Source organism: Aquimarina pacifica, assembly GCF_000520955.1.
In the GTDB taxonomy this organism is placed as follows: Bacteria; Bacteroidota; Bacteroidia; order Flavobacteriales; family Flavobacteriaceae; genus Aquimarina; species Aquimarina pacifica.
Genome location: NZ_JACC01000020.1, coordinates 10,655 through 37,003, shown reverse-complemented (window position 1 = coordinate 37,003; position 26,349 = coordinate 10,655). Strand labels below are relative to the sequence as shown.

Annotated in this window: 13 protein-coding genes; 11 read left to right on the top strand and 2 right to left on the bottom strand. The window is 34.1% G+C overall.

Features of this window, described 5'->3' with window-relative positions; genetic code table 11:
- Nucleotides 1-9: 9 nt before the first annotated feature.
- Together DZ60_RS24240 and DZ60_RS0111155 are read left to right on the top strand one after the other, a co-directional pair.
- A complete protein-coding gene (locus DZ60_RS24240) occupies nt 10-1,071 on the top strand; it encodes a helix-turn-helix domain-containing protein (RefSeq protein WP_161634394.1) in 1,062 nt (353 codons plus the stop codon).
- A 73-nt stretch (nt 1,072-1,144) separates the two neighbouring features.
- Nucleotides 1,145-2,446 carry an NHL repeat-containing protein gene (locus tag DZ60_RS0111155; RefSeq protein WP_025742152.1) on the top strand — a complete coding sequence of 434 codons (1,302 nt, stop codon included), beginning with the start codon at nt 1,145-1,147 and terminating at the stop codon, nt 2,444-2,446.
- A 78-nt stretch (nt 2,447-2,524) separates the two neighbouring features.
- Here the strand turns inward: DZ60_RS0111155 and DZ60_RS0111150 are convergent, their stop codons facing one another.
- Nucleotides 2,525-3,133: a superoxide dismutase gene (locus DZ60_RS0111150; protein WP_025742151.1), complete on the bottom strand. Its 609-nt coding sequence runs from the start codon at nt 3,131-3,133 to the stop codon at nt 2,525-2,527.
- 187 nt (nt 3,134-3,320) lie between these two features.
- Here DZ60_RS0111150 and DZ60_RS0111145 point away from each other — a divergent pair, with 187 nt between their 5' ends.
- The 7 genes from DZ60_RS0111145 to DZ60_RS0111115 all read left to right on the top strand — a co-directional run bounded on the left by DZ60_RS0111145 (nt 3,321) and on the right by DZ60_RS0111115 (nt 15,339).
- Entirely contained in the window at nt 3,321-6,473 is a 3,153-nt protein-coding gene (locus tag DZ60_RS0111145; RefSeq protein WP_025742150.1) for a UvrD-helicase domain-containing protein, read from the top strand.
- A gap of 285 nt (nt 6,474-6,758) precedes the next feature.
- Complete coding sequence (locus DZ60_RS0111140) at nt 6,759-8,150, top strand: OmpA family protein (protein WP_025742149.1); 1,392 nt, start codon at nt 6,759-6,761, stop codon at nt 8,148-8,150.
- Nucleotides 8,151-8,358: 208 nt separating this feature from the next.
- Nucleotides 8,359-11,094 (top strand): PD-(D/E)XK nuclease family protein, encoded by a 2,736-nt coding sequence (locus tag DZ60_RS0111135; protein ID WP_025742148.1) that lies wholly within the window; start codon nt 8,359-8,361, stop codon nt 11,092-11,094.
- Between the two features lie 41 nt (nt 11,095-11,135).
- On the top strand, nt 11,136-11,981 hold the full coding sequence (locus DZ60_RS0111130; protein ID WP_025742147.1) for an alpha/beta hydrolase family protein: 846 nt from the start codon (nt 11,136-11,138) through the stop codon (nt 11,979-11,981).
- 43 nt (nt 11,982-12,024) lie between these two features.
- Nucleotides 12,025-12,318: a hypothetical protein gene (locus DZ60_RS0111125; RefSeq protein WP_034229475.1), complete on the top strand. Its 294-nt coding sequence runs from the start codon at nt 12,025-12,027 to the stop codon at nt 12,316-12,318.
- Nucleotides 12,319-12,392: 74 nt separating this feature from the next.
- Nucleotides 12,393-14,789 (top strand): TonB-dependent receptor, encoded by a 2,397-nt coding sequence (locus tag DZ60_RS0111120; RefSeq protein WP_025742145.1) that lies wholly within the window; start codon nt 12,393-12,395, stop codon nt 14,787-14,789.
- Nucleotides 14,790-14,793: 4 nt separating this feature from the next.
- Nucleotides 14,794-15,339, top strand: a complete 546-nt coding sequence (locus DZ60_RS0111115; RefSeq protein WP_025742144.1) for a hypothetical protein — start codon at nt 14,794-14,796, stop codon at nt 15,337-15,339.
- Nucleotides 15,340-15,897: 558 nt separating this feature from the next.
- Here the strand turns inward: DZ60_RS0111115 and DZ60_RS0111110 are convergent.
- Nucleotides 15,898-17,619, bottom strand: coding sequence for a tetratricopeptide repeat protein (locus tag DZ60_RS0111110; protein WP_025742143.1), 1,722 nt, complete (start codon nt 17,617-17,619; stop codon nt 15,898-15,900).
- Nucleotides 17,620-18,332: 713 nt separating this feature from the next.
- Between DZ60_RS0111110 and DZ60_RS0111105 the strand changes: the two genes are divergently transcribed.
- Nucleotides 18,333-19,073 carry a T9SS type A sorting domain-containing protein gene (locus DZ60_RS0111105; protein WP_161634393.1) on the top strand — a complete coding sequence of 247 codons (741 nt, stop codon included), beginning with the start codon at nt 18,333-18,335 and terminating at the stop codon, nt 19,071-19,073.
- Between the two features lie 125 nt (nt 19,074-19,198).
- Nucleotides 19,199-26,230, top strand: a complete 7,032-nt coding sequence (locus DZ60_RS25515) for a glycoside hydrolase family 48 protein (protein WP_025742141.1) — start codon at nt 19,199-19,201, stop codon at nt 26,228-26,230.
- The last annotated feature ends 119 nt before the right edge of the window (nt 26,231-26,349 follow it).

Genomic DNA, 26,349 nt, shown 5'->3' with positions numbered 1-26,349 from the left:
GCAAACATAATGCTCGCGATAGTAGTGAGTATATATTCAGGGAATATTTTTACAAGTTTTGTAGTATTTAGCGGATTATATACATCTATTCCTCATTCGGTCTTAGTTTTTTATCCACTGAATAGATTGGTATGCCCCGCATTTTATTTTTTTGTTCTTTTTTTATTAAACCCCAAAAGATCATTTAAGTGGTATGATATATTACATGTGATTCCGGCACTCTATGTTTTTTATACCACACTCCCTTTTTATACACTTCCTTTTTTCGAAAAAACATTACTGATAGAGGAATTATGGTTTGGACATAGGTATGGTGTCGAATCGTTTAGAATTAGAGATTTGATTCGTGGTGTTTTAATGAGTGAACCGAAACTAATCTATATTATTATTTCAATATTTCTTCTGAAAAAAGCAGGGAGTACGTATAAACAATATTCTTCAAATACTTTTATAGACTTTATTGATTGGCTACGTCGATTCACTAATTTTTATTTATGTTTTTTATTGGCAACCATTGCTACAGGTTTTATAGCATCTATGTTTGGTATATCAGCCAGTAAAACGGAAGCAGTTACTCATTTGGCAACCACATTTTTTATTCATTATATTGTCTTTATAGCGATTAAACAACCAGAAAAATTATTCTATGTTTTTGATACATCTAAGTTAAGGTTTGATAAAGAAAAACAGACGGATCAGATTGATGCGTCAATAACCTCATTGTTATTGCTTATGGAAAACGAAAAACCGTATTTAGACCCGGATCTAAAGGTTCATAATTTGGCAACAATGCTTCATACTACTCCACATTCGATTTCTAAATTAATTAATCAGGAGAAGGAAGTCAATTTCTATACATTTATTAACGAGTATCGTGTGAATGAGTTTAAAAAAAGAGCGAATTCTAATCTATATAGTCATTTAACATTATTGGGAATAGCATTAAGTGTCGGTTTTAATAGTAAATCTTCATTTAATAGAATTTTTAAAAAACAGACAGGAATGACTCCATCAGAGTACATGAAGTCCAAAAAGGTGTCAAGTTCTAATATTGGGACATCTGTAGAATAAATTACTTCCTTTTCTGAAGTATCGAAATCTATTTTTACCTAAGTATAAATTAGTATTAAAACTTATGTATAAAATGGAAAAAACAACTTTAAGAAGAATTATCAAAGCGGCACAATTAGTAACCTACATTTTCTGCACATTCTATATTGTATCCTGTGACCTTATTGATGATTATAGTTCTGGAAATCATCACGAAGAGCTAGCTGTTCAGGAAATTGTAGTAATCGATACATCTAATTATGGCAATAGCCAGGACATAAAAATACAATTTGATGCTCCATCATATCAATCCAATCTCAAAAGATTTAGAGTCTATGTGTCAAAAACCACTTCATTAGATATGTTTGATGAACAGTTTGCATTGTCTCTCGGGGATGATAAGTTTTTGGAAATAGAACATAACAAGGCAACATATGCTATACGATTTCCCGAAACACTTTTGGACACCGATGGAGATGTTATCGTAGAAGATGTAGCATATCAGATATCAATTTTGAGCATCTATATGAATTCTAAACACCGTAGAAAAGTAGTGTTGTCTGATTTTACAGATGTTTTTCAATTAACCACTCCTCCTGCAGGTGTTTTTACTCTGCCCGTAACGTATCCACCTAATAGTGGTCTTGATGGCATAACAATTGATTCTGAAAAGAATATTTATGTTTCGAATTTTGGAGTATTTGTTGATGGTGCGGGTTCTGGATCAGAAGTGTTTAAAATAGATGTCAATAGAGATGTAGATAATTATGCAACAGAATTAGATGTGCCAGGAGGTTTGGTGACTGATGAGAATGATGTTGTGTATGTTAATAATGGTGGAAATATTCACAAATTGATCAATGAAACTACAAAATTACTTTATGCTAATTTTGATCTAGGCTTCGCAGGACTCGTGATGGATGAAAATAGAAATATCTATTCTGGGGGGTATCAACATTCTTTAATTCTAAAAATTACACCCGATATGGATGTTATAGAATTGACATCAGATGCAAGGTTAGCAGGGACTGTTGGGATCGCTTACCACAAAGAATCTGCTAGTTTGTTTGCAGCAAATTTTAATACTGGAGAAATTTATAAAATAACGATGGATGGATCGGTTAGTGAGTTGGTTAATCTAGGGGATTCTATTGGGTATATTACAGAAATGAATGGAGAGTTGTATGCCACCTCTTTTTTTAAGAATAAAATTTTGAAGATCACTCTAGAAGGAGCGGTAGAAACCATTGCTGGTACTGGGGATAAATCTCAAAAAGACGGACCTCTTCTCGAAGCTTCATTCGATTGGCCAAATGGTATTATAGGTGATGCCGAAAATAAAGTTTTATACGTATCAGATTGGGGATCCCCAAGAGTAAGTAAAATACAATTGTAGGCATAGTGCAAAAAGGCAGTAATAAAAAAGGTGTTTGATTTTTTCAAACACCTTTTTCAATACATTGCGTATATACTATTATTTTGAGTCGGCATATCTTCTAGAAACTTCGTTCCAGTCAATTACATTGAAGAATGCAGAAACATAATCAGGTCTTCTGTTTTGATAATTTAGGTAATACGCATGCTCCCAAACATCAAGTCCTAAGATAGGAGTTCCCCCGCATCCTACACCTGGCATTAAAGGATTATCTTGATTAGGAGTAGCACAAACCTCTACTTTTCCACCTTCTTGAACACATAACCAAGCCCATCCCGAACCAAACTGAGTAGCGGCAGCTTTAGAAAATGTATCTTTAAAAGCATCAAAAGAACCAAAAGCAGCATTAATAGCATCAGAAAGTTCGCCAGATGGTTTATCTCCTCCATTAGGAGATAGTATTTCCCAGAATAAGGTATGGTTGTAATACCCTCCTCCATTATTTCTTACAGCCGCATTCGACATATCAAGATTAATTAGGATATTTTCAATGGTTTTACCATCTAGATCTGTTCCATCTATGGCAGCATTTAATTTGCTTGTATATCCTGCATGGTGCTTGTCATGATGAATTTCCATGGTACGCGCATCTATATGAGGTTCTAATGCATCAAAGGCATAGTTTAATTTTGGTAGTTCGAATGACATACTTTACTAGTTTAATTAAAAAAATAAATGTGAAACCAAATTTAAGGATAAGCAAGATGAATAAAAAATTTATGAATGTTATAAATTGATTAAATTGAAATTAGCGTAGATACACCTTGTTTGTTAAAATATTTATAGAATGTCATAAGATAGACACTATTGGTTTTAGTATTTTCGTAAAAAAACTTTGACTACCACTAAAGCTTTTACCGTTTATAATGCCGCTGCCGGAGCCGGTAAAACGTATACATTGGTAAAATCATACCTGATTACACTGTTAAAAGGAGAGTTTAAGGAGAGTTATAAGAATATTTTGGCAATAACCTTTACAAACAAAGCGGTTGCTGAAATGAAAATTAGAGTATTAGAAAATTTAGTGGCCATTAGTCAGCCAGAAACGCCCACCAAATACAGAGCAATAGAACAAGAACTGATTGAAGAGACACAACTCGATACATCTAGGCTCAAGCAAAAAGCAAAGAATATTCTTCTTAATATTCTGCATAACTATGCAGCATTTGATATTGTAACTATCGATACTTTTACGCATAGAGTGATCAGAACTTTTGCGCATGATTTAGGAATTCCTATGAATTTCGAAATAGAAATGGATGTAGATTCTTTGATCAAAGAAGCGGTCGATGCAGTTATTGCGCAAATAGGATTAAATAAGGACTTAACAAGATTGATTGTTGATTTTGCAATTAGTAAACTCGAAGAAGACAAAAGTTGGGATATTACTATAGAACTTAATAAGATTGCCAGACTTTTATTTAGTGAAAATGATTTGAATCATCTTAACAATTTATCGAATAAGTCTGCAATCGATTTTGAGAAATTAAAAACACTGTTAAACAATAAGATAAGAGATCATAAAAAGAGTATTACTTCTCAGGCAACCTCGGTTTTACAGCTAATTATTGATAAGGGTGTTGATGAGAAAGATTTTATGAGGGGTTCTATTCCAAAACATTTTCAAAAACTTGTAGAAGGAGATCTAAAAGTTGATTTTAAAACGCAATGGAAGCAAAATATATCCGAAGCCACCTTTTATGGTGCAAAGCTAGATGATTTTAAGAAAGACCTGATTGATGGGATGCGCCCAATGATAGAAGAGGTGTTTATAGATACAAAAAATAGGTGTTTGCAAATTGATCTTTTTCAGAATTGTTTTAAGAATCTTACACCACTTTCTGTTCTTCATGTTATTAATAAAGAATTGATTCAGATTAAAAAAGAAAGAAGGATTTTATTGATTTCAGAGTTTAATACTATTATTAGTAACGCAATTCTAGATCAACCGGCTCCGTTTATATATGAGCGATTAGGAGAGCGATATCGAGATTATTTTATTGACGAATTTCAGGACACCTCTGAGTTACAATGGAACAATTTGATACCTCTTATAGATAATGCCGTCTCTACAGAAACTTTATCAGGGAAAAGAGGTAAAATTACAATTGTAGGAGACGCCAAACAAGCTATTTATAGATGGCGTGGAGGAAAGGCAGAACAATTTATAGATTTATCATCTGATACAAATCCTTTTTCTGTGAAAGAAAAAGAAGTGCTTAATCTCCCCAAAAACTATCGAAGTAGTGAAGAAATAATAAAGTTTAATAATAGCTTTTTTACATTTCTATCTAATGATTTTAGTGATGTCAAACATCAGCAATTATATCGTGAGGGAAACAAACAAAAGGTTAATGATAAAAAGAATGGTTTTGTAAGCCTATCCTTTGTCAAAGCCAAAAATGTAGCAGAAGAAAATGAGATGTATCCAGAAAAAGTTTATAATTCGATTGTTGAATTAGAGCAAAAAGGATATGGGCTTAATGAGATTTGTGTAATTGTAAGAAAACAAAAAGAAGGAAGTGCAATTGCAGACTATCTTACACAAAAAGGGATGGCGATTATTTCTTCAGAGACTTTATTGATAGCAAATGCTCCTCAGGTAATGTTTATTGTTAATATACTAATATGGTATGTACAACCAGAGCACATGATCTCTAAGCTAGAAACCTTACATTTTTTAACTGAGCAATTTTCAATAAAAGAAAAGCATTCTTTTTTGCAGAAAATGATTCATATGGATAGAGAAGGTTTTTCTTCAGAATTAAAAACTTTTGGGGTTAATTTTGATTTTTCAGAACTCGTTATAAAACCATTATATGATGCAATAGAATATATTATTGGAAGTTTTTTTTACGCCGAACCAATAAACGCTTATTTGCAATTTTTTCTGGATACAGTATTTACATTTACTCAAAAACATAATGAAGGAATTGTTGGTTTTCTTTCTTATTGGGACTCAAAAAAGGATACTTTAAGTATTGTGGCACCAGAAACAGAAAAAGCAATTCAAATTATTACAATACACAAGGCAAAAGGATTAGAGTTTACGTGCGTAATTTATCCATATGCACATGTAGATATTTACAGAGAAATTGAACCCAAAACATGGATATCTGTAGATAAAGAAACTTATGAGGGTTTTGACGAAATGTTTATAGATTACAGTAAGAATATCGCACATTATAGTGAGCAAGCCCAACAGATTGTTAAAAAGAGACAATCTCAATTAGAGTTAGATACCTTTAATCTATTGTATGTAGTATTTACTAGAGCAAAAGAGCAATTATATGTGATCTCTAATTTACAGTTGAATAGCAAGGGGATGCATAATCCCAATACTTTTTCTGGGAAACTAATTGCTTATTTAAAAGATCAGGGGCTATGGGATGCAGAAAAGACAGCGTATACTTTTGGTAATTTTTCTGAACCGGATACTATAACAAAAAGCATAGAAGGTGGTGCTAACGTCATTAAACTGTTTGGATTTGGGAATAACCAGAGAAAGTACAAAGTGCATATTATGACTAATTCAGGTAAACTTTGGGATACTTCACAGCAGAATGCAATAGAAAAAGGAAACTTATTACATGATCTTATGGCTCGTATTTATACAAGCGAAGATATTGACAAAGTGATTGATGATGCCTTTAAAAGAGGAGAAATTATGGTTGAAGAAAAAAAACTTCTTTATGATGAGATACAAAATGTTGTAAAGCACCCTGAGCTTTCGAAGTATTTTTCTACTGGGTATACTATATATAATGAGCGAGATATTGTGGCCGATGGAAGATTATTTAGGCCCGATCGAATATTAATTGATAATGACAGCAATGTGATACTTATAGACTATAAAACTGGTGTCTATAATAGTTCTCATGGGTCTCAACTAGAGCACTATGCGGGAATATTACTAAAAATGGGGTTTCATATCCAGCATAAGATTTTAGTATATTTTAATGACATAATCACTTTAAAATATATATAAATAACTCATGATTTTTACAATTACTAAAAGAAAGTTAAGGTTAAAAGGTATTTTTATCTTATAATTGTATTACGATTGTCGAAATAAATTGAATAATTTCTTTCTTAAACAGGTCAATTTTGTACTTTTTTTGGGGTTTAAAAAGCAGTTTCAGAAATCTGCATACCCTTGAAAACGACTATAGATACTGGGTTGTTAAGAAAATTTTATTAGATTTGTCTTTGACAGTTATGTTTAACATATTACATTTGCTCTAATTAACACTTAAAAATTAAATTATTGAATATGAAACATCTTATCACATTTTTAGTGGCTTCGTTACTGGTACTTAGTACTGCGAATGCACAAGATGAAAACAATCCTTGGGCAATTACTGTAGGGGTCAACGCTGTTGATATTTATCCTACTGGCGGTGATCTTATTACTCAGGGTGAAATTTTCGACGAATTTTTTAATGCGAGTGACCACTGGAACATTCTTCCTTCTGTTTCCAAATTAACTGTTGGAAGATATATAGGAGATGGTTTCTCTTTTTCAGCTGCTGGGTCAGTTAACAAAATAGATAAAGCGGGAGAGAATCCTTTTGATGGTAGTACAGTTACAGTTGATGACTTGTCTTACTATGCTTTAGATGGTACAATCTCTTACAGCCTTAAGAATGTATTGAAGACAGGTTGGTTCGATCCTTCTGTAGGAATAGGTGGTGGTTACACTTGGCTTGATGAAATAGGTGCAGGAACATTAAATGGTTCTTTAGGAATCAACTTCTGGATCTCTGAAAACTTAGCTTTTAGTGTTCAGTCTACTTACAAGCACGTATTCGAAGATTACGAAGCTAGTAACTATCCTCCAACTCACTTCCAACATTCTGCGGGACTTACTTTCGCATTCGGAGGTAAAGATACAGATGGTGACGGAATATACGATAAAGATGATGAGTGTCCTGAGGTTCCTGGTTTAGAGGAATTCAACGGATGTCCTGATACTGACGGTGATGGAATCACTGATTCAAAAGATGAATGTCCTGATACTGCAGGTCTTGCAGAATTTAACGGATGTCCTGATACTGACGGTGACGGTGTTCCAGATCCTAAAGATGATTGTCCTACTGTAGCTGGTTTAGCATCACTTAACGGATGTCCTGATGCAGATGGTGACGGAATCAAAGATAGCGCTGATGGTTGTCCTGAAGAAGCAGGTCCAGAAGCTAACAACGGATGTCCTTACCAAGATAAAGACGGAGACGGAGTATTAGATAAAGATGATAACTGTCCAGATGTTGCAGGTACTGTAGCTAATAATGGATGTCCTGAGGTAACTGAGGAAATTCAGAAAACATTAAATACATATGCTGCTCAAGTATTATTTGATTCTGGTAAGTCAACTATCAAAGATCAGTCAACAAAAGTTCTTAATGATATCATTAGTATCCTAAAAGAATACCCAACTGCTAAGTTTACAGTAGAAGGTCATACAGATTCACAAGGTGCTGCTGCTAATAACCAGAGATTATCTGATTCTAGAGCAAACGCTGTGAAGAACTTCTTAACTAACAACGGTATTGATCAGTTCAGATTATCTGCTGTAGGTTACGGAGAAGATAGACCAATCGCTTCTAACAAAACTAGAGCTGGTAGAGCACAAAACAGACGTGTTGAGATTAACTTAGTAAAATAAGTAAAACCAACTCTCAAACTAATAGTTTTATTAAAAACGTCCCGAAATTTTTCGGGGCGTTTTTTAGTTTAAAGAAGTTATAACACTATGTTGTTGGTCTATACTATATGTGTTATGCTAATATCATTTAGATTTGGGTATAGTGATCCATAAAGTAAATCCATAAAGTAATCTGATTCCTATAGAATAAGAACAAAACCTCTAGCTTTTGAAAAGTTTTCTTAATAATGTAATAGTAGAGATATCTAAATCCTCTCAAAACATAAGTGATATAGTTTTTCTTGTGCCAAGTAAAAGGGCTGGGCTTTTTCTAAAAAAAGAACTTCTAGAAACCTATAGTGAGAATACATTTTTTGCTCCTATAATATTGAGTATAGAAGAGTTTATAGAGCAGTTATCGGGACTGCAACAGATAGATAATGTAGAGACCTTATTTGAGTTTTATAATACGTATCTAACAATAAAAGAACAGGAAGAAAAAGAGAGTTTTGAAACCTTTAGAAATTGGGCACAAACACTTATTTATGACTTTAATGAGATTGATAGATATTGTATTGATCACAAAAGTTTTTTTGCTTACTTATCAGGAATTCAAGATATAAACCATTGGTATTTGCAGACCGAAAAAACAACATTGGTCAAAAATTATATTCAATTCTGGAAAAGTCTTTTAGAATATTATGAAAACTTTAGGGATACGCTTTTGTTCAAAAAAGTTGGTTATCAGGGGTTGTTATATAGACGGGCATCAGAAGAGATTCATACTTATATAAAGAAAGAAAACAGAAAGCATGTTTTGGTGGGGTTTAATGCCCTCAATAATGCCGAGCAAATAATTTTCCAAGCACTTTTAGAGGCAGGTATAGGACAAGTATTTTGGGATGCTGATGCATTTTTTGTACAAAATAACTATCACGAGGCTTCACTGTTTTTGAGAAACTACAAAAAGCAATGGGGCTATTATAAGGATAAACCTTTTGAATGGATACAGGATAATTTTTCTCAACAAAAGAATATTACATATGTAGGGGTTCCAAAAAATATTGGTCAGGCTAAAGCAGCTGGCAGGATAGTACAATCTATCTCTAAAATGGATATAGAAAAGACAGCCTTAGTGCTTGCTGATGAAAGTTTATTACAACCGGTGCTTAACTCTTTGCCTGATACGATAGAGTCACTAAACATTACAATGGGGTTACCGCTTAGTGATGTCCCTTTGTCATCTTTTTTTGAATTGTTGTTCGCAATTCATAAAACACCAAGTCTAAAAGGGTTATACTATAAACCTGTTTTAGATATTTTAAACAGTCCGCAATCTAACCGATTGTTAGGGGCATCTGCATCACATCTTATCAAAACCATATCCAAGGAAAATATAGTTTATCTAACAGTATCAAAAATACTAGAGCAATCAACGGATCATGAAAAAAAGAAATTCGAACTTTTGTTTGCTCCTTGGACAAATGTAAACGTAGCTTTAGGCAATTGTAGAAAAATTATTCAATTACTCAAAGATAGTTTAGATGCTGAGAAAGATGAACTCGAATTAGAATGTGTATATCATTTTCATTTGATTTTTAATAAATTGGCAAATTTACAAAGCAAGTATACTTACCTAGATTCTATAGCATCTCTGTATACATTGTATAAAGATATTTTGACGTCCGAAACATTAGATTTTTCTGGCGAACCATTTAGAGGGTTGCAGCTCATGGGAATGCTAGAGTCTAGATGTCTTGATTTTGAAACGGTAATTATTACCTCAGTAAACGAAGGAGTGCTACCTGCAGGAAAAAGTATCAATTCCTTTATTCCTTATGACCTCAAAAGAGCATATAACCTACCAACATACAAAGAAAAGGATGCAATATATACATATCATTTTTATAGATTAATACAAAGAGCAAAGAACGTTTACCTACTATATAATACAGAAAATGATGGTGTCGGTGGCGGAGAAAAAAGTAGATTTCTATTGCAGCTCGATATTGATAAAAGACCTAACCATACACTTAAGAAATACATGTTGTCCTCAGAAGTACCAATATTTGTTAAACAACCGCTGAAGATTGATAAGAACCAAGATGTTTTAGAAAAGTTACAAAAACTGGGGGCTCATGGTTTATCACCTTCTGCATTAACCTCTTATATCCGAAACCCAATGGAGTTTTACTACACATATATTTTGGGAGTTAGAGATACTGATGAGGTAGAAGAAACTATTGCGGCAAATACTTTAGGTACGGTCATTCATAATACATTAGAAAACTTTTATAAGCCTTTTGAAAATCAATTTCTTACTCTTGAAGGTATTAAGAAAATGGAAAATCAGATTGACAAAGAACTTCTGGATCAGTTTAGACAAGAATACAACAAACTGGATATTACACAAGGAAAGAATTTATTGATTTTTGAAGTTGCCAAACGCTATATTTTTAATTTTTTAAAATCGGAAGAGAAAATACTTCGTTCGGGAGGACAATTAAAAATTATTGCAGTCGAAAGTAATCTTAAATGTCGATTAGAGATTCCAGAATTAGATTTTCCTATATTTATCAAAGGTAAAGTGGATAGAATAGACGAACTCAATGGAGAATTAAGGGTAATTGATTATAAGACAGGAAAAGTAACTCGAGGCGACGTAGTCATTATGGATTGGGATACAATGACTCAAGATTATAAATATAGCAAGGCTATACAGGTTTTGGCCTATGCCTATATGTATCATAATGAAAAACAAACTCATACATCTTTTCAGGCAGGAATCATATCTTTTAAGAACCTAAAGGAAGGGTATCTTCGTTTTGGGACCAAGAATAGTGTAAGAAGTAAGCCAAATCATGAAATTACAAATAGTGTTTTAGATGAATATTTAGTGCAATTAAAAAAACTAATCATAGAAATTTTTAATATTGAAATTCCCTTTATAGAAAAGGAAGTTTAATGTCCTTCTAGTTCATTGTCTAAAACCCTGAAATATTTGATATGGTAAAGAATAAAAATATTATAGTAGAAGGTAAGTATAACAAGCCCATTCTTACAGATGTTTTTTATCCAGAGACTCAAGACCCCAAGCCTATTATTGTGTTTTGTCATGGATATAAAGGTTTTAAGGATTGGGGAGCATGGGATTTGGTAGCAGAAAGATTCGCAGAGGCAGGATTTTTCTTTGTTAAATTCAATTTTTCGCATAACGGAGGTACACCAGAACAACCTATAGATTTCCCCGATTTAGAAGCTTTTGGCAATAATAATTATATTAAGGAATTAGATGACCTCAAAACTATTCTTGATTGGATGGGCACTTCTGATTTCGAATATAAAAACGAAGTTAACTACGAGAATATCCTATTAATTGGGCACTCTCGCGGTGGTGGTATTGTGACTATAAAGGCAGCAGAAGACCCCCGGATTACTAGAGTTATCACCTGGGCTGGAGTTTCAGATTATAAAAACCGATTTATTACAGGAGAGGCACTTGAGAACTGGGAAAAAATAGGAGTGTTCTATATACAGAATGGACGCACTAAACAAAAAATGCCACATTATTTTCAGTTTTATACATCCTTTATAGAAAATGAAGAACGATTAACTATTTCGAGGGCGGTAGCAAAGCTTAAAATTCCTTATTTGATAATTCATGGTACAAATGACAATGCCGTTGATAGTTCTGAAGGACAAAATTTACATCATTGGAGCACCGACAGCGAATTATTTCTGATTGATGATGCGAATCATGTTTTCGGAACAAAGCATCCTTGGGGATCTTATAATTTATCTGAAGATTTAAAGATCATTGTTGAAAAATCTATAGCGTTTGCAATACTTTAACATAGATATGTTGATGAATATCTAATGATTTCATTTATTTGCGATGATGAATATAAATAAACAAATATTTGCATCCCTTTTTCTTATGTTATTTGGGATCATTCAATTAGCTGACTTGCACACTTTAGGTCATGATGATGAGAATGATGCAGATTGTGTTGTTTGTATGCATACTTCTCAACATCAGGAGAATTATTTTATGGTACCACATACGATTGCAGTTCCTGATGTAATTGAAATACCTGTCCAAGAAGTCAATTTAGTCTATATTGATCAAATTTTTGGCATAAGGACTATTCTTTCACTTAATAACAAAGCTCCTCCTACACTGGGATAGTTTTGTTTCTCATTTTTATAGATTCTTATTGCTATAAGCGATAAGAATACTACAATTTTTTATTTTTTATAATAATGATAAGACGTGCTTGGTTGATAGTGCTTCTTTTCGGTATTCATGTCCTATCAGGCCAGCAATGTGATAAAACACTTGTGGGTAAGGTGATAGATTTTCATGATGGGGTACCACTAGAAAGTGCTATAATACAATATAATAATACAATAATAAAGACAGATCAGGATGGAGGATATCGGATATCAGGACTTTGTCCTACGGCCTACGCCTTTACGATATCGCATGAAAACTGTAATGAACGTGTCATAACTTTGGATATGAAAGAGGTTACTCAAAATGATTTTTATCTCGAGCATCATTATACAGATTTAGATGAAGTTGATCTAGCTTCATCTCAAAATAAAGTGACCAATAGTCAAGTCGAAGAAAAGTTAAGTAGAAAAGAATTAGACAATTATAGTAATTTGTCTATCGGTGATGCCCTTAAAGAAATTTCTGGGGTTACTACATTGACTTCCGGAAATACTATAGTTAAGCCTGTAATTCAGGGTGTGCATAGCAGCAGAATTATAATACTTAATAATGGTGTACGACAAGAGGACCAAGAATGGGGAGAAGAACATGCTCCGAATATGGATATTAATGCTTTTGACCAAATCAAGGTAATAAAGGGTTCTGGTGCATTGCAATATGGAGGTAATGCTATCGGGGGAGTTATAATAGCCGAAAATAAATTAACGGCACTAAGAGATACTATTTTCGGAAAGTCACAATTGGCTGCTAGTGATAATGGTAGAGGGGGAGCCATTAATTCTGGAGTTAGCATAGGATTAAAAAATGGTTGGGCAGGAAAAATTCAAGGAACTGCAAAATATTTTGGGGATAGTGAAGCACCGGATTATGTGTTAAGTAATACAGGGCATAGAGAGCAAAGTTTTTCTGCTGCATTTGGCCGTAGAGAATTTATTTATGGTGTAGAGTCTTATTATAGCTTTTATAACGCTACTCAGGGGATTTTGCGCGCTTCTCATATTGGAAATGTTGGAGATCTTGTTAGGGCTATTAATAATGATTTCCCATTAGTAATTAATGATTTTGGATATACCATTGATGCGCCTAGACAAGAAACGCAACATCATTTAGCCAAGATAAAAGGATACAAACGATTTAAAAATTTTGGAAAACTCAATTTGCAATATTCCTTTCAGTATAACAACAGAAAAGAATTTGATATCAGACGAGGTGATGATAAAGATAAACCAAGTTTAGATCTAGAACTAATAACCCATAGTATAGAGAGTAACTTCCTGTTCGATTCTAGTGATAATTTTAAGAAAAATGTAGGTTTTCAATTTTCATATCAAACCAATACTCCCAATCCGGATACAGGAGTTCGACGACTAATTCCGGATTATAAAAAAACAGGTATCGGAGCATTTGCGCTCACAGAGTTTAAAGTAAACGATCAGCTTACTCTTGATGCAGGATTGAGGTATGATTTTTTAAACATCAATGCTAAAAAGTTTTATGAGAAAGATTTTTGGGAAGAGCGCGGGTATGATACAGGTTTTGAGGACCTAATTATTGATGAAGAAAGTGATCAATGGCTTACGAATCCAGATTTTGATTACAATAGTATCTCTGTTTCTGGAGGTCTCAATTATATATATGGTAATCGAAACACGTTGTTTTTTAGTGTTTCTGTTGCCAACCGTGCTCCTAATCCTGTAGAACTGTTTAGTGATGGGCTACATCACAGTGCAGCGATTATCGAATTAGGAGATTTGCGCTTTGATCAGGAACAAGCACTAAAATTTTCTCTTGGCAGTGAGCATAATGATTTTTTTGACTTAGGTAGCCTAGTGATTTCACCTTATTTAAGTAGGATACGTAATTTTATTCTTTTAGAACCAACTGAGGTTGAACTTACAACTAGAGGAGCTTTTCCTGTTTGGGAATACAAACAGACAGATGCAGTACTATATGGCATTGATATAGACTATAGTATTGATGTGCTTGAAAGTCTTAAATTTAATACAGGGTTTTCATATGTGTATGGCCAGGATACTATTGCCAATGAACCTTTAATTAGTATACCCGCTCCTAGCTTTAGATCAGAGATTTTATGGAAAGATAAGAGGTGGATTGCGAGACTAGTTAACTCGACTGTCTTAAAACAAAACAGATATCCTGATAATGATTTTGAAATCGACATTATTGAAAATAATATACTTACCACAGAAACTGTGGCTCTATCCGAAACTCCTATGGCCTATACTGTTTTTGATGTTTTTGGTTCTTATGTTTTTGATCTTTGGCAAGCAAAGGATCTAACTATTGGCGCAAGTATAACCAATATTTTTGATGCGTCATATCGAGATTATATGAACCGGCAACGTTTTTATGCAGATAATGTAGGAAGAAACATAACACTTAATATTAACTTTAAATTTTAATAAAATGAAAACCCAATTTTTTAAACTAGTAGTACCTGCAATATTTTTGCTTTGTGTAAGTATTTCTTGTAGTGATGACGATGATAATCCTGATGCGATTAATGAAGAAGAAACAATTACTACCGTTTTATTGGTGGTAACAGAAGAAGGAACAACTAATGTAGATACGTATACGTGGACCGAATCTGATCAGGATGATATTGTGCTAGATGCGGATTCAACGTATAATTTCAAAATTCAATTTCTGGATCAATCTGATCCTACCGACGTTGAAGATATCACAGAAGAAGTGATTGAGGAAAAAGACGAACATTTTGTCTTTTATGAAACTACAACCAGTGGATTGACTTTTGCTAGTGCTTCAGATGATACTATAGATAGTGATAGTGTAGCGATAAATATTTCTACTGATTGGGAAACTGGTGATGCTACCACAGGAATTATACGTGCATATTTAATTCATGAGCCTACAACAAAAACAGGATCATCTAGAGATGATTTCGGTGGCGAGACAGATATAGAGGTAGATTTTAATGTGACAATTCAATAGTATTTTTGCGAGTATATATGTCTAATTAGATCCTCTCTGGAGGTAAGAAATGACATAAAAGGGTGTAATTTTTTCTATCACTGTAATACGGCACTAACAATGTGCTAATGAAAGATTAAAAACCCTGAAATAAATAGTTGTAATACTGGATTTCAATACATTAATGACAAGTATTTTGTCGAGATATTATAGTATTATTAAATGTCAGTTAAGAGTAAAAATTGATATAAATAGTTAAGAAATACTAATTATATTCGTTCAGTCGAATGACACTTTTTGAAACTGTAGTATTAGTATAAGTAGAGTTTGTGTTAAATACAGTTAAGTTTCAATTTAGACCCCTAAGAGTAGTTACTTAGGGGTTGTTTTTTTGATAGTAAAAGATAAAATAAAAACAATCATTTTTTGGTAAAATGTATCTTACATTTTAAGTACGTTAGAATCTAACCGCTTAGAAGTATTTAAAGTAATTAGCTTTATAAAAACAGTAGATATTTATGTTGTATTCAGAATTTTTCTAAAGCAAAATAGAAACACTTTTGCAATGAGAGAACAATTTTACCTTATACTCATGCTCTTGGTTGTCATCATGTCTCTAAGATGTTCTTTTAATGAAATATCTTCAGGAATACCAATTTTTTTCTTCACTCGTTTTCTTGCCATTTTTACAGCATGAGTAGAAACACCTAATAATTCTGCGGATTCTTTAATAGATAGGTTTAGTTTTACTAATAAACAATGTCTGGTATCATTTGGAGAAAGGTTGGGATAACAAGCATGAATCTGACCTGTAATTCCCGGATATTGCGATTCAATACGATCTTTTAAAATACCAATATCTGATGTCGAAGAAATCAATTGGCCTAATTTTTTTTCAGCTTCAAGTAATTCTTTTTTATTGTTATACTTAATTGCAGACGATAGATATTTTTTTATTAATGTGAGTTTATTAAGTTTTTCGTTTATCGATAATAATGTGGCTAGAAATTCTTCTTCTCTATTTTGTATTTGATTTTCTAGAATTACTTTTTCGTCATCAGTGTCAGACGAGGGAATTTGTTCTTGATCTGTATTTTTTTGCTTTTTAGGAAAAGCAACATAGAATAGAATGGCAGTAATAATACTAATAAATAAACTAATTGATAGAAATATTATAAATCCCTTTTGTTCGTCGTTTTTTTCATTTAATATCCCATTGTTTTCAATTAGTTGATTGTTTTTAAATCGTTCTTCGGCAAGCTGAGCCTTTTCATTCGAAATTTTAGCTATTGTTACGTTCCTTTTTTTATAAAGACGGTTAGCCAAAGAGCCATATTTATAGTAATGATCAGAAGAGATTTCTGGTTTGCCTATTCTCTTATAAAGAGCACCTAAATGTTTATGTGCTAAAATAAGGTCCATTGGGTCATCTGGATTTTGTAAAATAGCATTTTCAAAATGTATGATTGCCTCTTTTGGATTTTCTAAAGAGTTGTATATTTTTCCTAATACTAATGCATTAGACGCGGCTTGTGAACTATATGCTGGTTTGTTTTTTATTATTTGTTCTGATTTGTTTATTTTTTCTAATGCAATTTCATAATTCCCTATACTTCGGTATGCATCGGCAATAGAGTTTAGTACATAACTTATAGTTCCTATTTTCTTGGATTTCTCGACGCTTTTAAGATTGGCTTCCCACCAATTTATAGCTTTTCCAAACTCTTTTTTGTTAAAATATGCTAATGCTAAATTGTCGTATAATAAATATTGTAAATCATCATATTTATTTACGACCGAGTCCCTCAGTAATTCTTTCGAGTATGCTAAAACTTTATCGGCTTCTCCTAAAGATAAATGACAACTAAGAATATTCATTTTGGTAGCCAAAATGTCTTTTTTGTTCCCTTTACTTACATTTATTTCATAGATCATATTATAATAGTTTAATGCTCTATTATATGCCCCTTGATTTTTTAAAATATCTGCTTTTCTAGCAAATATATAGGGTAATTCTGATGTAAACTGCGGATACTGCCTAATGAGATGTTCACTTTTGTCATAAGTCGCCTTGGCGCTATCTATTAATGCATTGTTAGTATAGTACGTTCCTAAATTAATTAAACTGCGAAGTTCGCCTTTAACGTATTTAATACTTCGAGACATTTTTAGAGTCTCATGCAATAGGTCACCATTACCAATAAGATCTTTCTTGGCAATTTTTGATAGACTATCAATTTCATGAATTTGCCGCTTATATTTTTTAGCATCTTGAGGATAGAGTGCATAAAAACATAGCATGCAAAGGACGAATATTTTGTTGGTCAAATATGTCACTTTAGCTTGGGTAGTTTTATTGTGCGTTTTTTAGGTTTTATTGAGTGTCTATTACAAATAACGTGTGAAACCAGAAATAGTATGCTTTATGTATTCTTTTTTTTTTGAATGTACCCCTAATGTACACCAATAAAAAAGAAAATACAACGTTTTTAAAGGTGTTGCGTCCAACAGGCTTAAAGTGAATTTTGTGTTAAAAAAACTCGAAAATTGTTAAATATTCATTTTTTGTGTTAAATTAACATCAATTAAGCACTTACCAACAACCTAGGGTGCAAAAATGAAATAGTATAAACCTTAATTAATTATTTATTAACCAACAATAATTATTACACAAAAAAACCACTACAAAATGAAAACTACACACACAAAACCTATCCCTAAACCGATTAATCGATATTTTAATTTTTCTTAATTCTTATAGACTTTTAGGATTAGACATTATTAAGAAGTACAATATGAATTAGTATGCATTGCATCAATATGTATTTATTGCTTGTTGTAACAATTCATAAAGTACGTATCCTGTATGTTCTTTTTGTGCCCATTATATTTTAGACAAATAAAAGGCACAGGATGATAAATAATGTATTCTGCTTTTAGAAATTAATAACCCCCTATCGATTAATTATATCATGTCCTTTATAAAGTATCTGTTTATAACAATATTTTTGTTTGTGAGTATATCATCTAATGCTCAGAACTCACAAACAAATAAGACTACTAATGATGGTGAATATCAGGAGACGTGTACTTCTAGTATTCTTCAGAATAGTATTGCTTTTATAAACCCAGCAACAAAATTACACGCTAGTAATTTTTATGTATTTAGTATTGAGTATGTTGCGGTCGATGATTGTGAAATTGCAGTAAGCTTTTGGAAAAATAATACATGGGTCGCAAGTAAAGTAGCACAGATTGCCAAAGGATCGGGTATTAGTGAAGTAAGGATTGACTTGCCAGCTTTTCCTGCTAAAGGAAATGAATATACTTATAAAACACACATTCGCCCTGTAGGAACCGATTGGGAGCATGCGTTAGATAAGGATCAGGTGGATAATGTAACAATTCTTAGTGCTAAGGTAGCAGAGAATAATATTCATAAAAAAATACAGGAATCATCTGCAAATGACATATTTCAAAAGCAGCATATTTTTTCACTAAACAACACTAGTGTTAGCAATACAAATACCATCCAAACGGATATTATCCTTTATCCCAATCCTGCATCTAAGTTTGCAAATATTCGAGGTATAGAATCAGGAGATATTATCATAGTGTATAATAGGTCAGGTGTTGCCGTAGTTAGTATTGTGGCAGACGGTAGAGAAGAAGTTATTCTTACTTCGGGATTACCAAAAGGGACATATATCGTAGCAGTTTCAGGAAAATCAAGGCAACAATTACGAGTAGAATAAATAACTATCAATAAAAAGTAAAACCAAATCTTAAAACCCAAAAAAATGATAAATCACTCACCTTAGAAAAGAAAACCCAAAAATTTTAAACCACTAAATATATTAAATTTAAATTCACGAAAATCATGAAAAATTTTATTAAATCAAGTATAGTAATAGTGCTATGCTTAATCTCCGTTAAATTGTCCGCGCAATTTAATTATGGAGAAGCTTTACAGAAGTCTATTTTCTTCTATGAGGCGCAACAATCGGGAGAATTGCCTGACTGGAACCGAGTTACTTGGCGAGGGGATTCTGCTTTAGATGATGGATCTGACGTTGGACATGACCTTACAGGGGGATGGTATGATGCTGGAGATCATGTAAAATTCGGTTTCCCAATGGCATACAGTGTTACTGCATTAGCATGGGGAGCTATTGAATATCCAGATGCTTATGAGTCTACAGGGCAAATGGAAGCCTTAAAAAGAAACTTACGTTTTGTTACAGACTATTTTATTAAATGTCATACGGCACCTAATGAATTTTATGGACAATTGGGTAACGGTGGTGTAGATCACGCTTACTGGGGTGCATCTGAGGTAATGACAATGGACAGACCATCTTACAAAATTGATGCATCTAATCCAGGAACTGAGTTAGCAGCAGAAACTGCCGCTGCAATGGCTGCAGTAAGTATGTTATATGCAAATGATGATCCTGCGTATAGTGCTACACTTTTACAGCATGCAGAGCAGTTATATAGTTTTGCAGATAATTATAGAGGTAAATATTCAGATGCAATTACAGATGCTTCGGGATTCTATAATTCTTGGAGTGGATATCAAGATGAACTTGTTTGGGGAGCAATATGGCTTTATAGAGCTACAGGAGATAGCTCATACTTAGATAAGGCTGAGTCAGAATATCCAAATTTAGGTACTGAAATAGGATCTGATGTAAAAGCCTACAAATGGGGTTTAGCGTGGGATGATAAATCTTACGGATGTTATATTTTGATGTCTATGTTAACCGATAAAGAGGAGTACAAAGTAGATGCAGAAAGGCATTTAGATTATTGGACAGATGGTTATAATGGAGAAAGAATTGCTTATAGTTCAGGTGGCCAAGCGCATTTAACTACTTGGGGATCATTAAGACACTCAGCAAATACTTCGTTATTAGCGTTTATCTACAGTGATAAGGTACAAACTACAAAAGCCGATACTTACCATGACTTTGCAGTAAGACAAATTAATTATGCTTTAGGAGATAACCCTCTTAACAGAAGTTTTATGGTTGGATTTGGTAATGATCCTGCAAATAGTGTTCACCATAGAGCAGCTCACGGGCCATGGGCAAATTCATTACAAGCTAATCCAGTAGATTCAAGCCATATATTATATGGTGCATTAGCAGGGGGACCAAGTGCTCCTAATGATCAATTTGAAGATGATAGAGGGGATTATATTGCCAATGAAGTAGCGTGTGATTATAATGCTGCTTTTACGGGTGCATTAGCAAGAATGTATAGTGAGTATGGTGGTAATCCATTAACTAACTTTCCTGTAGAAGAAGTACCTTCAAGAGCAGAGTTACGTTCGTATTCAAAATTTAATAGTAATAATGCTTTTGGAAGTACAGTTAGTATCATGTTCCAAAACAGATCAGCATGGCCAGCAAGAGTTACAGATAATGTTTCTATGAGATATTTCTTTGATATATCTGAAGCAGTAGCTGCTGGAAGTACTATAGATGATATTTCTATTTCGTTGAGTTATGCTCAGACTGGTAATTCATCATTATCTATAAAGGAATGGGATGCAGAAAATAATATTTATTATGCAGATATTTCTTTGGCAGGAAATGTAATTTCTCCTGTGGGAGATCCTGCTTTTAGATATGAAGTTCAAATTCAAATATCGACTAATAATAATCCTTACGATGCATCAAATGATTGGTCGGCAATAGGTTTAACTAGTTCAGCTACAGAAAGTCCTAATATTCCGGTATACGATAATGGTGTATTAGTTTTTGGTAATGAGCCAAACGGAGGCGACGTGCCAACAGCATCTTTTACAGCTACACCAGAAGAAGGAATTGCACCGTTAGATGTTGCATTTGATGCATCAGAGTCTTCTGATCCAAATGGAGATGTACTAACATACAATTGGGATTTTGGTAATGGTCAATCTTCATCTTCAGCTACACCTGATATTACATATGATGAAATAGGATCTTATTTAGTAACTCTTACTGTAAGTGATGGAGAAAATACATCTACAGAAGTTACAAAAGTTATCACAGTAAATGATGGAGATATTGCTCCAGAAGCAGAATTTAGCGCTACACCAACAGCAGGAATTGCTCCTGTAACCGTTAGTTTTGATGCATCTGCATCCTCTGATGCAAATGGTGATTCAATTTCTTATGCATGGAACTTCGGAGATGGTAGCACTGGTACAGGAGTTACTGCTGATCATGAATATGATGCAATAGGAGAGTATACAGCAACCCTTACAGTAACAGCTAATGGTAAATCAGATATAGCAACTACAACAATCAGTGTAACTGACGGTACTCCGGTAGCTTCTTTTACATCTAGTGCTGATGCAGGAGTAGCGCCGTTCGAGGTTACTTTTGATGCATCTGCATCTGCTGATCCAACAGGAGACGGTCTTACATATAGTTGGGATTTTGGTAATGGTCAAACGGCATCTACAGCTGTAGCATCTACTACTTATACCGAACTAGGAACTGCTACAGTGACACTTACAGTTACGAATTCGGCAGGAACAGATTCTGCAACAACTACAATTAATGTAACTGACGGAAGTCAGAGTTGTACTTTTGATACTCCAATAGCAACTGCTTTACCTAGTATTTCTAATGTTCAATATAATAACATTCATGTATTAGGAGATGGTGGACCAAGCTTTGATAATGTAACTAACTTTACAATCAATTGGGATTTATCTAACAATGGATTGTATCAATTCTCTATGCTTACCAATAATGGGGTTCCAAATTGGTATAATGACTTCTTAGGAAAAGTTACACAAAACTTTAATTCTGCAGAACCAGCAATTACTATTACTGGATCAGGATTTTCAGGATTTGATGGTACATACTATGCAGCTAACGACGAAGGTAATTTTGTTTTAGTATCTCAAACAGGAGGATTTACAATCTACTTTAGTAATTCTTCTGATGCACCTGATTGTGGAGTAATTATAACTCCGAATAATGATCCTGTAGCCGCATTAACAGCGACTCCTGATTCTGGTGATGCACCATTAGAGGTAAGTTTTGATGCTTCAGGTTCTACAGATGTAGACGGAGATACGTTAAGCTACAGTATTGATTATGGTGATGGTACATCAGGAACTGGTGCTACATCAACACATACATATGAAGCTGGTGATTATACAGCTACGGTTACTGTTACTGATGGTAATGGTGGATCAGATACAGCTTCTGTTGCTATTTCTGTAAGTGAGATTATAATAGGAAATACTCCTCCTGTAGCCGCATTAACAGCGACTCCTGATTCTGGTGATGCACCATTAGAGGTAAGTTTTGATGCTTCAGGTTCTACAGATGCAGACGGAGATACGTTAAGCTACAGTATTGATTATGGTGATGGTACATCAGGAACTGGTGCTACATCAACACATACATATGAAGCTGGTGATTATACAGCTATAGTTACTGTTACTGATGGTAATGGTGGATCAGATACAGCATCTGTTGCTATTTCTGTAACTGATATTATAGTAGTGAATACTCCTCCTGTAGCCGCATTAACAGCGACTCCTGATTCTGGTGATGCACCATTAGAGGTAAGTTTTGATGCTTCAGGTTCTACAGATGCAGACGGAGATACGTTAAGCTACAGTATTGATTATGGTGATGGTACATCAGGAACTGGTGCTACATCAACACATACATATGAAGCTGGTGATTATACAGCTACGGTTACTGTTACTGATGGTAATGGTGGATCAGATACAGCTTCTGTTGCTATTTCTGTAAGTGAGATTATAATAGGAAATACTCCTCCTGTAGCCGCATTAACAGCGACTCCTGATTCTGGTGATGCACCATTAGAGGTAAGTTTTGATGCTTCAGGTTCTACAGATGCAGACGGAGATACGTTAAGCTACAGTATTGATTATGGTGATGGTACATCAGGAACTGGTGCTACATCAACACATACATATGCAGCTGGAAATTATACAGCTATAGTTACTGTTACTGATGGTAATGGTGGATCAGATACAGCTTCTGTTGCTATTTCAGCAGAAGAAGATGTTACTCCAGTTGATGGATGTCCATTTGATACTCCTATAGCTTCAGGTTTACCATCTATTAACTCTTCTTTCTCTAATGTATTTGTATTAGGAACAGGAGGACCAAATTTGGATAACGTAACAAACTTCTCTATCAATTGGGATGCTGCAAATAATGGTTTATACCAGTTCTCTATGAACACGAATAATGGTAATCCAAATTGGTATACTGATATAGGTAGTGGTTCATCTCAAAACTTTAATTCTGCCGGAGCTTCTATAACAATTAGTGGTTCAGGATTCCCAGGATTAGATGGAGCTTATTATGCTACTATCGATGAAGGTAATTTTGTGTTAGTTTCTCAAACAGATGAGTTTACATTGTACTTTAGTACATCTTCTATCGCTCCAGAATGTGGAGACGGTACTAGTGCTCCTGTTGCAGATATTTCTGTTGATCCAGGAACTGTAGGTCTTGCACCATTCTTCGTTACTTTTGATGCTTCTGGTTCTACAGATGTTGATAATGATATCGTTTCTTATGCATGGGATTTTGGAGATGGAAGCAGCGCAACAGGTATTGTTGCAGATAACACATTTGCTTATTCAGATGATCCTTATACGGTAACGTTAACAGTTACAGATGCTACAGGAAACATTGATACTGATATAATTACAATTGCTTCTAAGGATGAAATTGTAGGGACACCAGAAAATGAATATATCGATCGTTTTACTGAGTTAAGAGCAGAAATCTATAATCCAGAGAATGGATATTTCAGTGCAGATGGATCACCACATCACTCTATAGAAACACTTATTGTAGAAGCTCCTGATTACGGTCATGAGTCAACTAGTGAGTTATATTCTTACTGGGTATGGATGGAAGCTATGCATGGTAGAATTACGACTGATTGGCAACCATTAGCTGATGTTTGGGAAAAAATAGAAGAATTTATTATTCCTGACAATGCAAATCAGCCAACTAATGATGCTTATGATCCTTCATCTCCTGCTGCTTATGCACCAGAATTTTCAGATCCGTCTGGTTATCCAGCACCACTGAGCTTTACAGCTCCTGTAGGAGTAGATCCAGTATCGTCTGATTTAACAGCTACCTATGGTTCTGATGTATATCAGATGCACTGGTTATTAGATAATGACAATTTCTACGGATATGGTAATCAGGGAGATGGTGTTAGTACACCTTCTTATATTAACACGTTCCAAAGAGGTGAAGAAGAGTCTGTTTACGAAACAGTACCTCACCCATCTTGGGAGAGCTTTGATTGGGGTAGTGATACAGGTTTCCTATCCTTATTTACATTAGATGCTAATTATTCTGAGCAATGGAGATATACAAGTGCAACTGATGCAGACGCAAGAGCTGTTCAGGCAATGTATTGGGCTCAAGAATATGCAAAAGAACAAGGCGCAAGTTTAGGAGGTCTTGATTTAGATAAAGCTTCTAAAATGGGAGATTACCTAAGATTAGGAATGTTTGATAAGTATTTCAAGCCAATGGGAGTACAAAGTGCTACAAGTGGTGCAGGTACAGGATATGATAGTGCACACTACTTAATGTCATGGTATATATCATGGGGTGGTGCAGCAGATACTTCTTCTCCATGGGCATTTAGAATTAGTTCTAGTCACTGTCACTTTGGATATCAAAACCCAATTGCAGCATACGCATTAACAGAAGTTGATGAAATGAAGCCAATTTCTCAGAATGGAGAAAGAGACTGGTCACAAAGTTTGACAAGACAAATGGAATTCTATACGTGGTTACAAGCTAGTAACGGAGGAATTGCAGGTGGTGCTACTAATAGTTGGAATGGTGATTATAGTGTGTATCCTTCTGGTAAGTCTACATTCTATGATATGGCTTATGATGATAATCCAGTATATCATGATCCAGGAAGTGGTACTTGGTTTGGATGGCAAGCTTGGTCAATGGAGCGTGTAGCAGAATACTACTACATTACCAATGACGCAATGGCAAAAAACCTTATGGATAAATGGGTTGCTTGGGTAAAAAGTGAAGTACAGTTAGTAGGAGATAATGATTTCTTAATCCCTGCTACATTAGAGTGGTCAGGAGAACCTGATACTTGGGATCCAACAAACCCTGGTTCTAATGATAATCTTACAGTTACCGTAACTGGTTACAATAAAGATTTAGGTATTGCTGCTTCTATGGCAAAAGCACTTATTTACTATGCAAAAGCAACAGAAGAGCATGCAACTTTAGATACAGAATCTCGTGATCTTGCTAAGGAAGTGTTAGATAGAATGTGGAACACATATAGAGATGATAAAGGAGTTGCTACTGTAGAAAGTAGAGGAGACTTCAGCAGAATCTTCGAACAAGAAGTATATGTTCCTGAAGGATATAGTGGTGTTATGGGTAACGGAGACGTTATAGAGCCAGGAGTATCTTTCCTTGATATCAGATCAGACTTAAGAGATGATCCAGAATTCGATAGATTAGAAACTGCTTATAATGCAGGTGAAGATTTTACGCAGTCTTACCATAGAACTTGGGCACAGATGGAGATCGCATTAGCGAATGCAGAATACGGATTCTTCTTTGGAGATGATGTAGTTGCAAAATCTTCTGTTACTCAGAAAGATTTTAACGTGATTGCTGCTCCTGTACCAGCAAACAAATATGTTGAAATAACGCTTTCTGGTGATAAAAAAGTAGAAAATGTTACTTTGACATTAACAAACCTACAAAGAAAAGTAGTTAGAACTAAAGAAGTTTCTAATGCTCAAATTCAAGCTCGTTTAGATTTATCAGGATTACCAACAGGTATGTATTTCTTAAGAGTTGAAGGTAGTAATGTTGATACAGTTGTGAAGAAAATTATTAAGAAATAATTAGCTTCATCGCTGGATATATTATAATCTTAACAGATAAGTAAATGAATTAAAAAACAGAGGAGAGTTGTAAGCAGCTCTCCTTTGTTGTTTTAATGTTTGTTATAACCTATCACTAC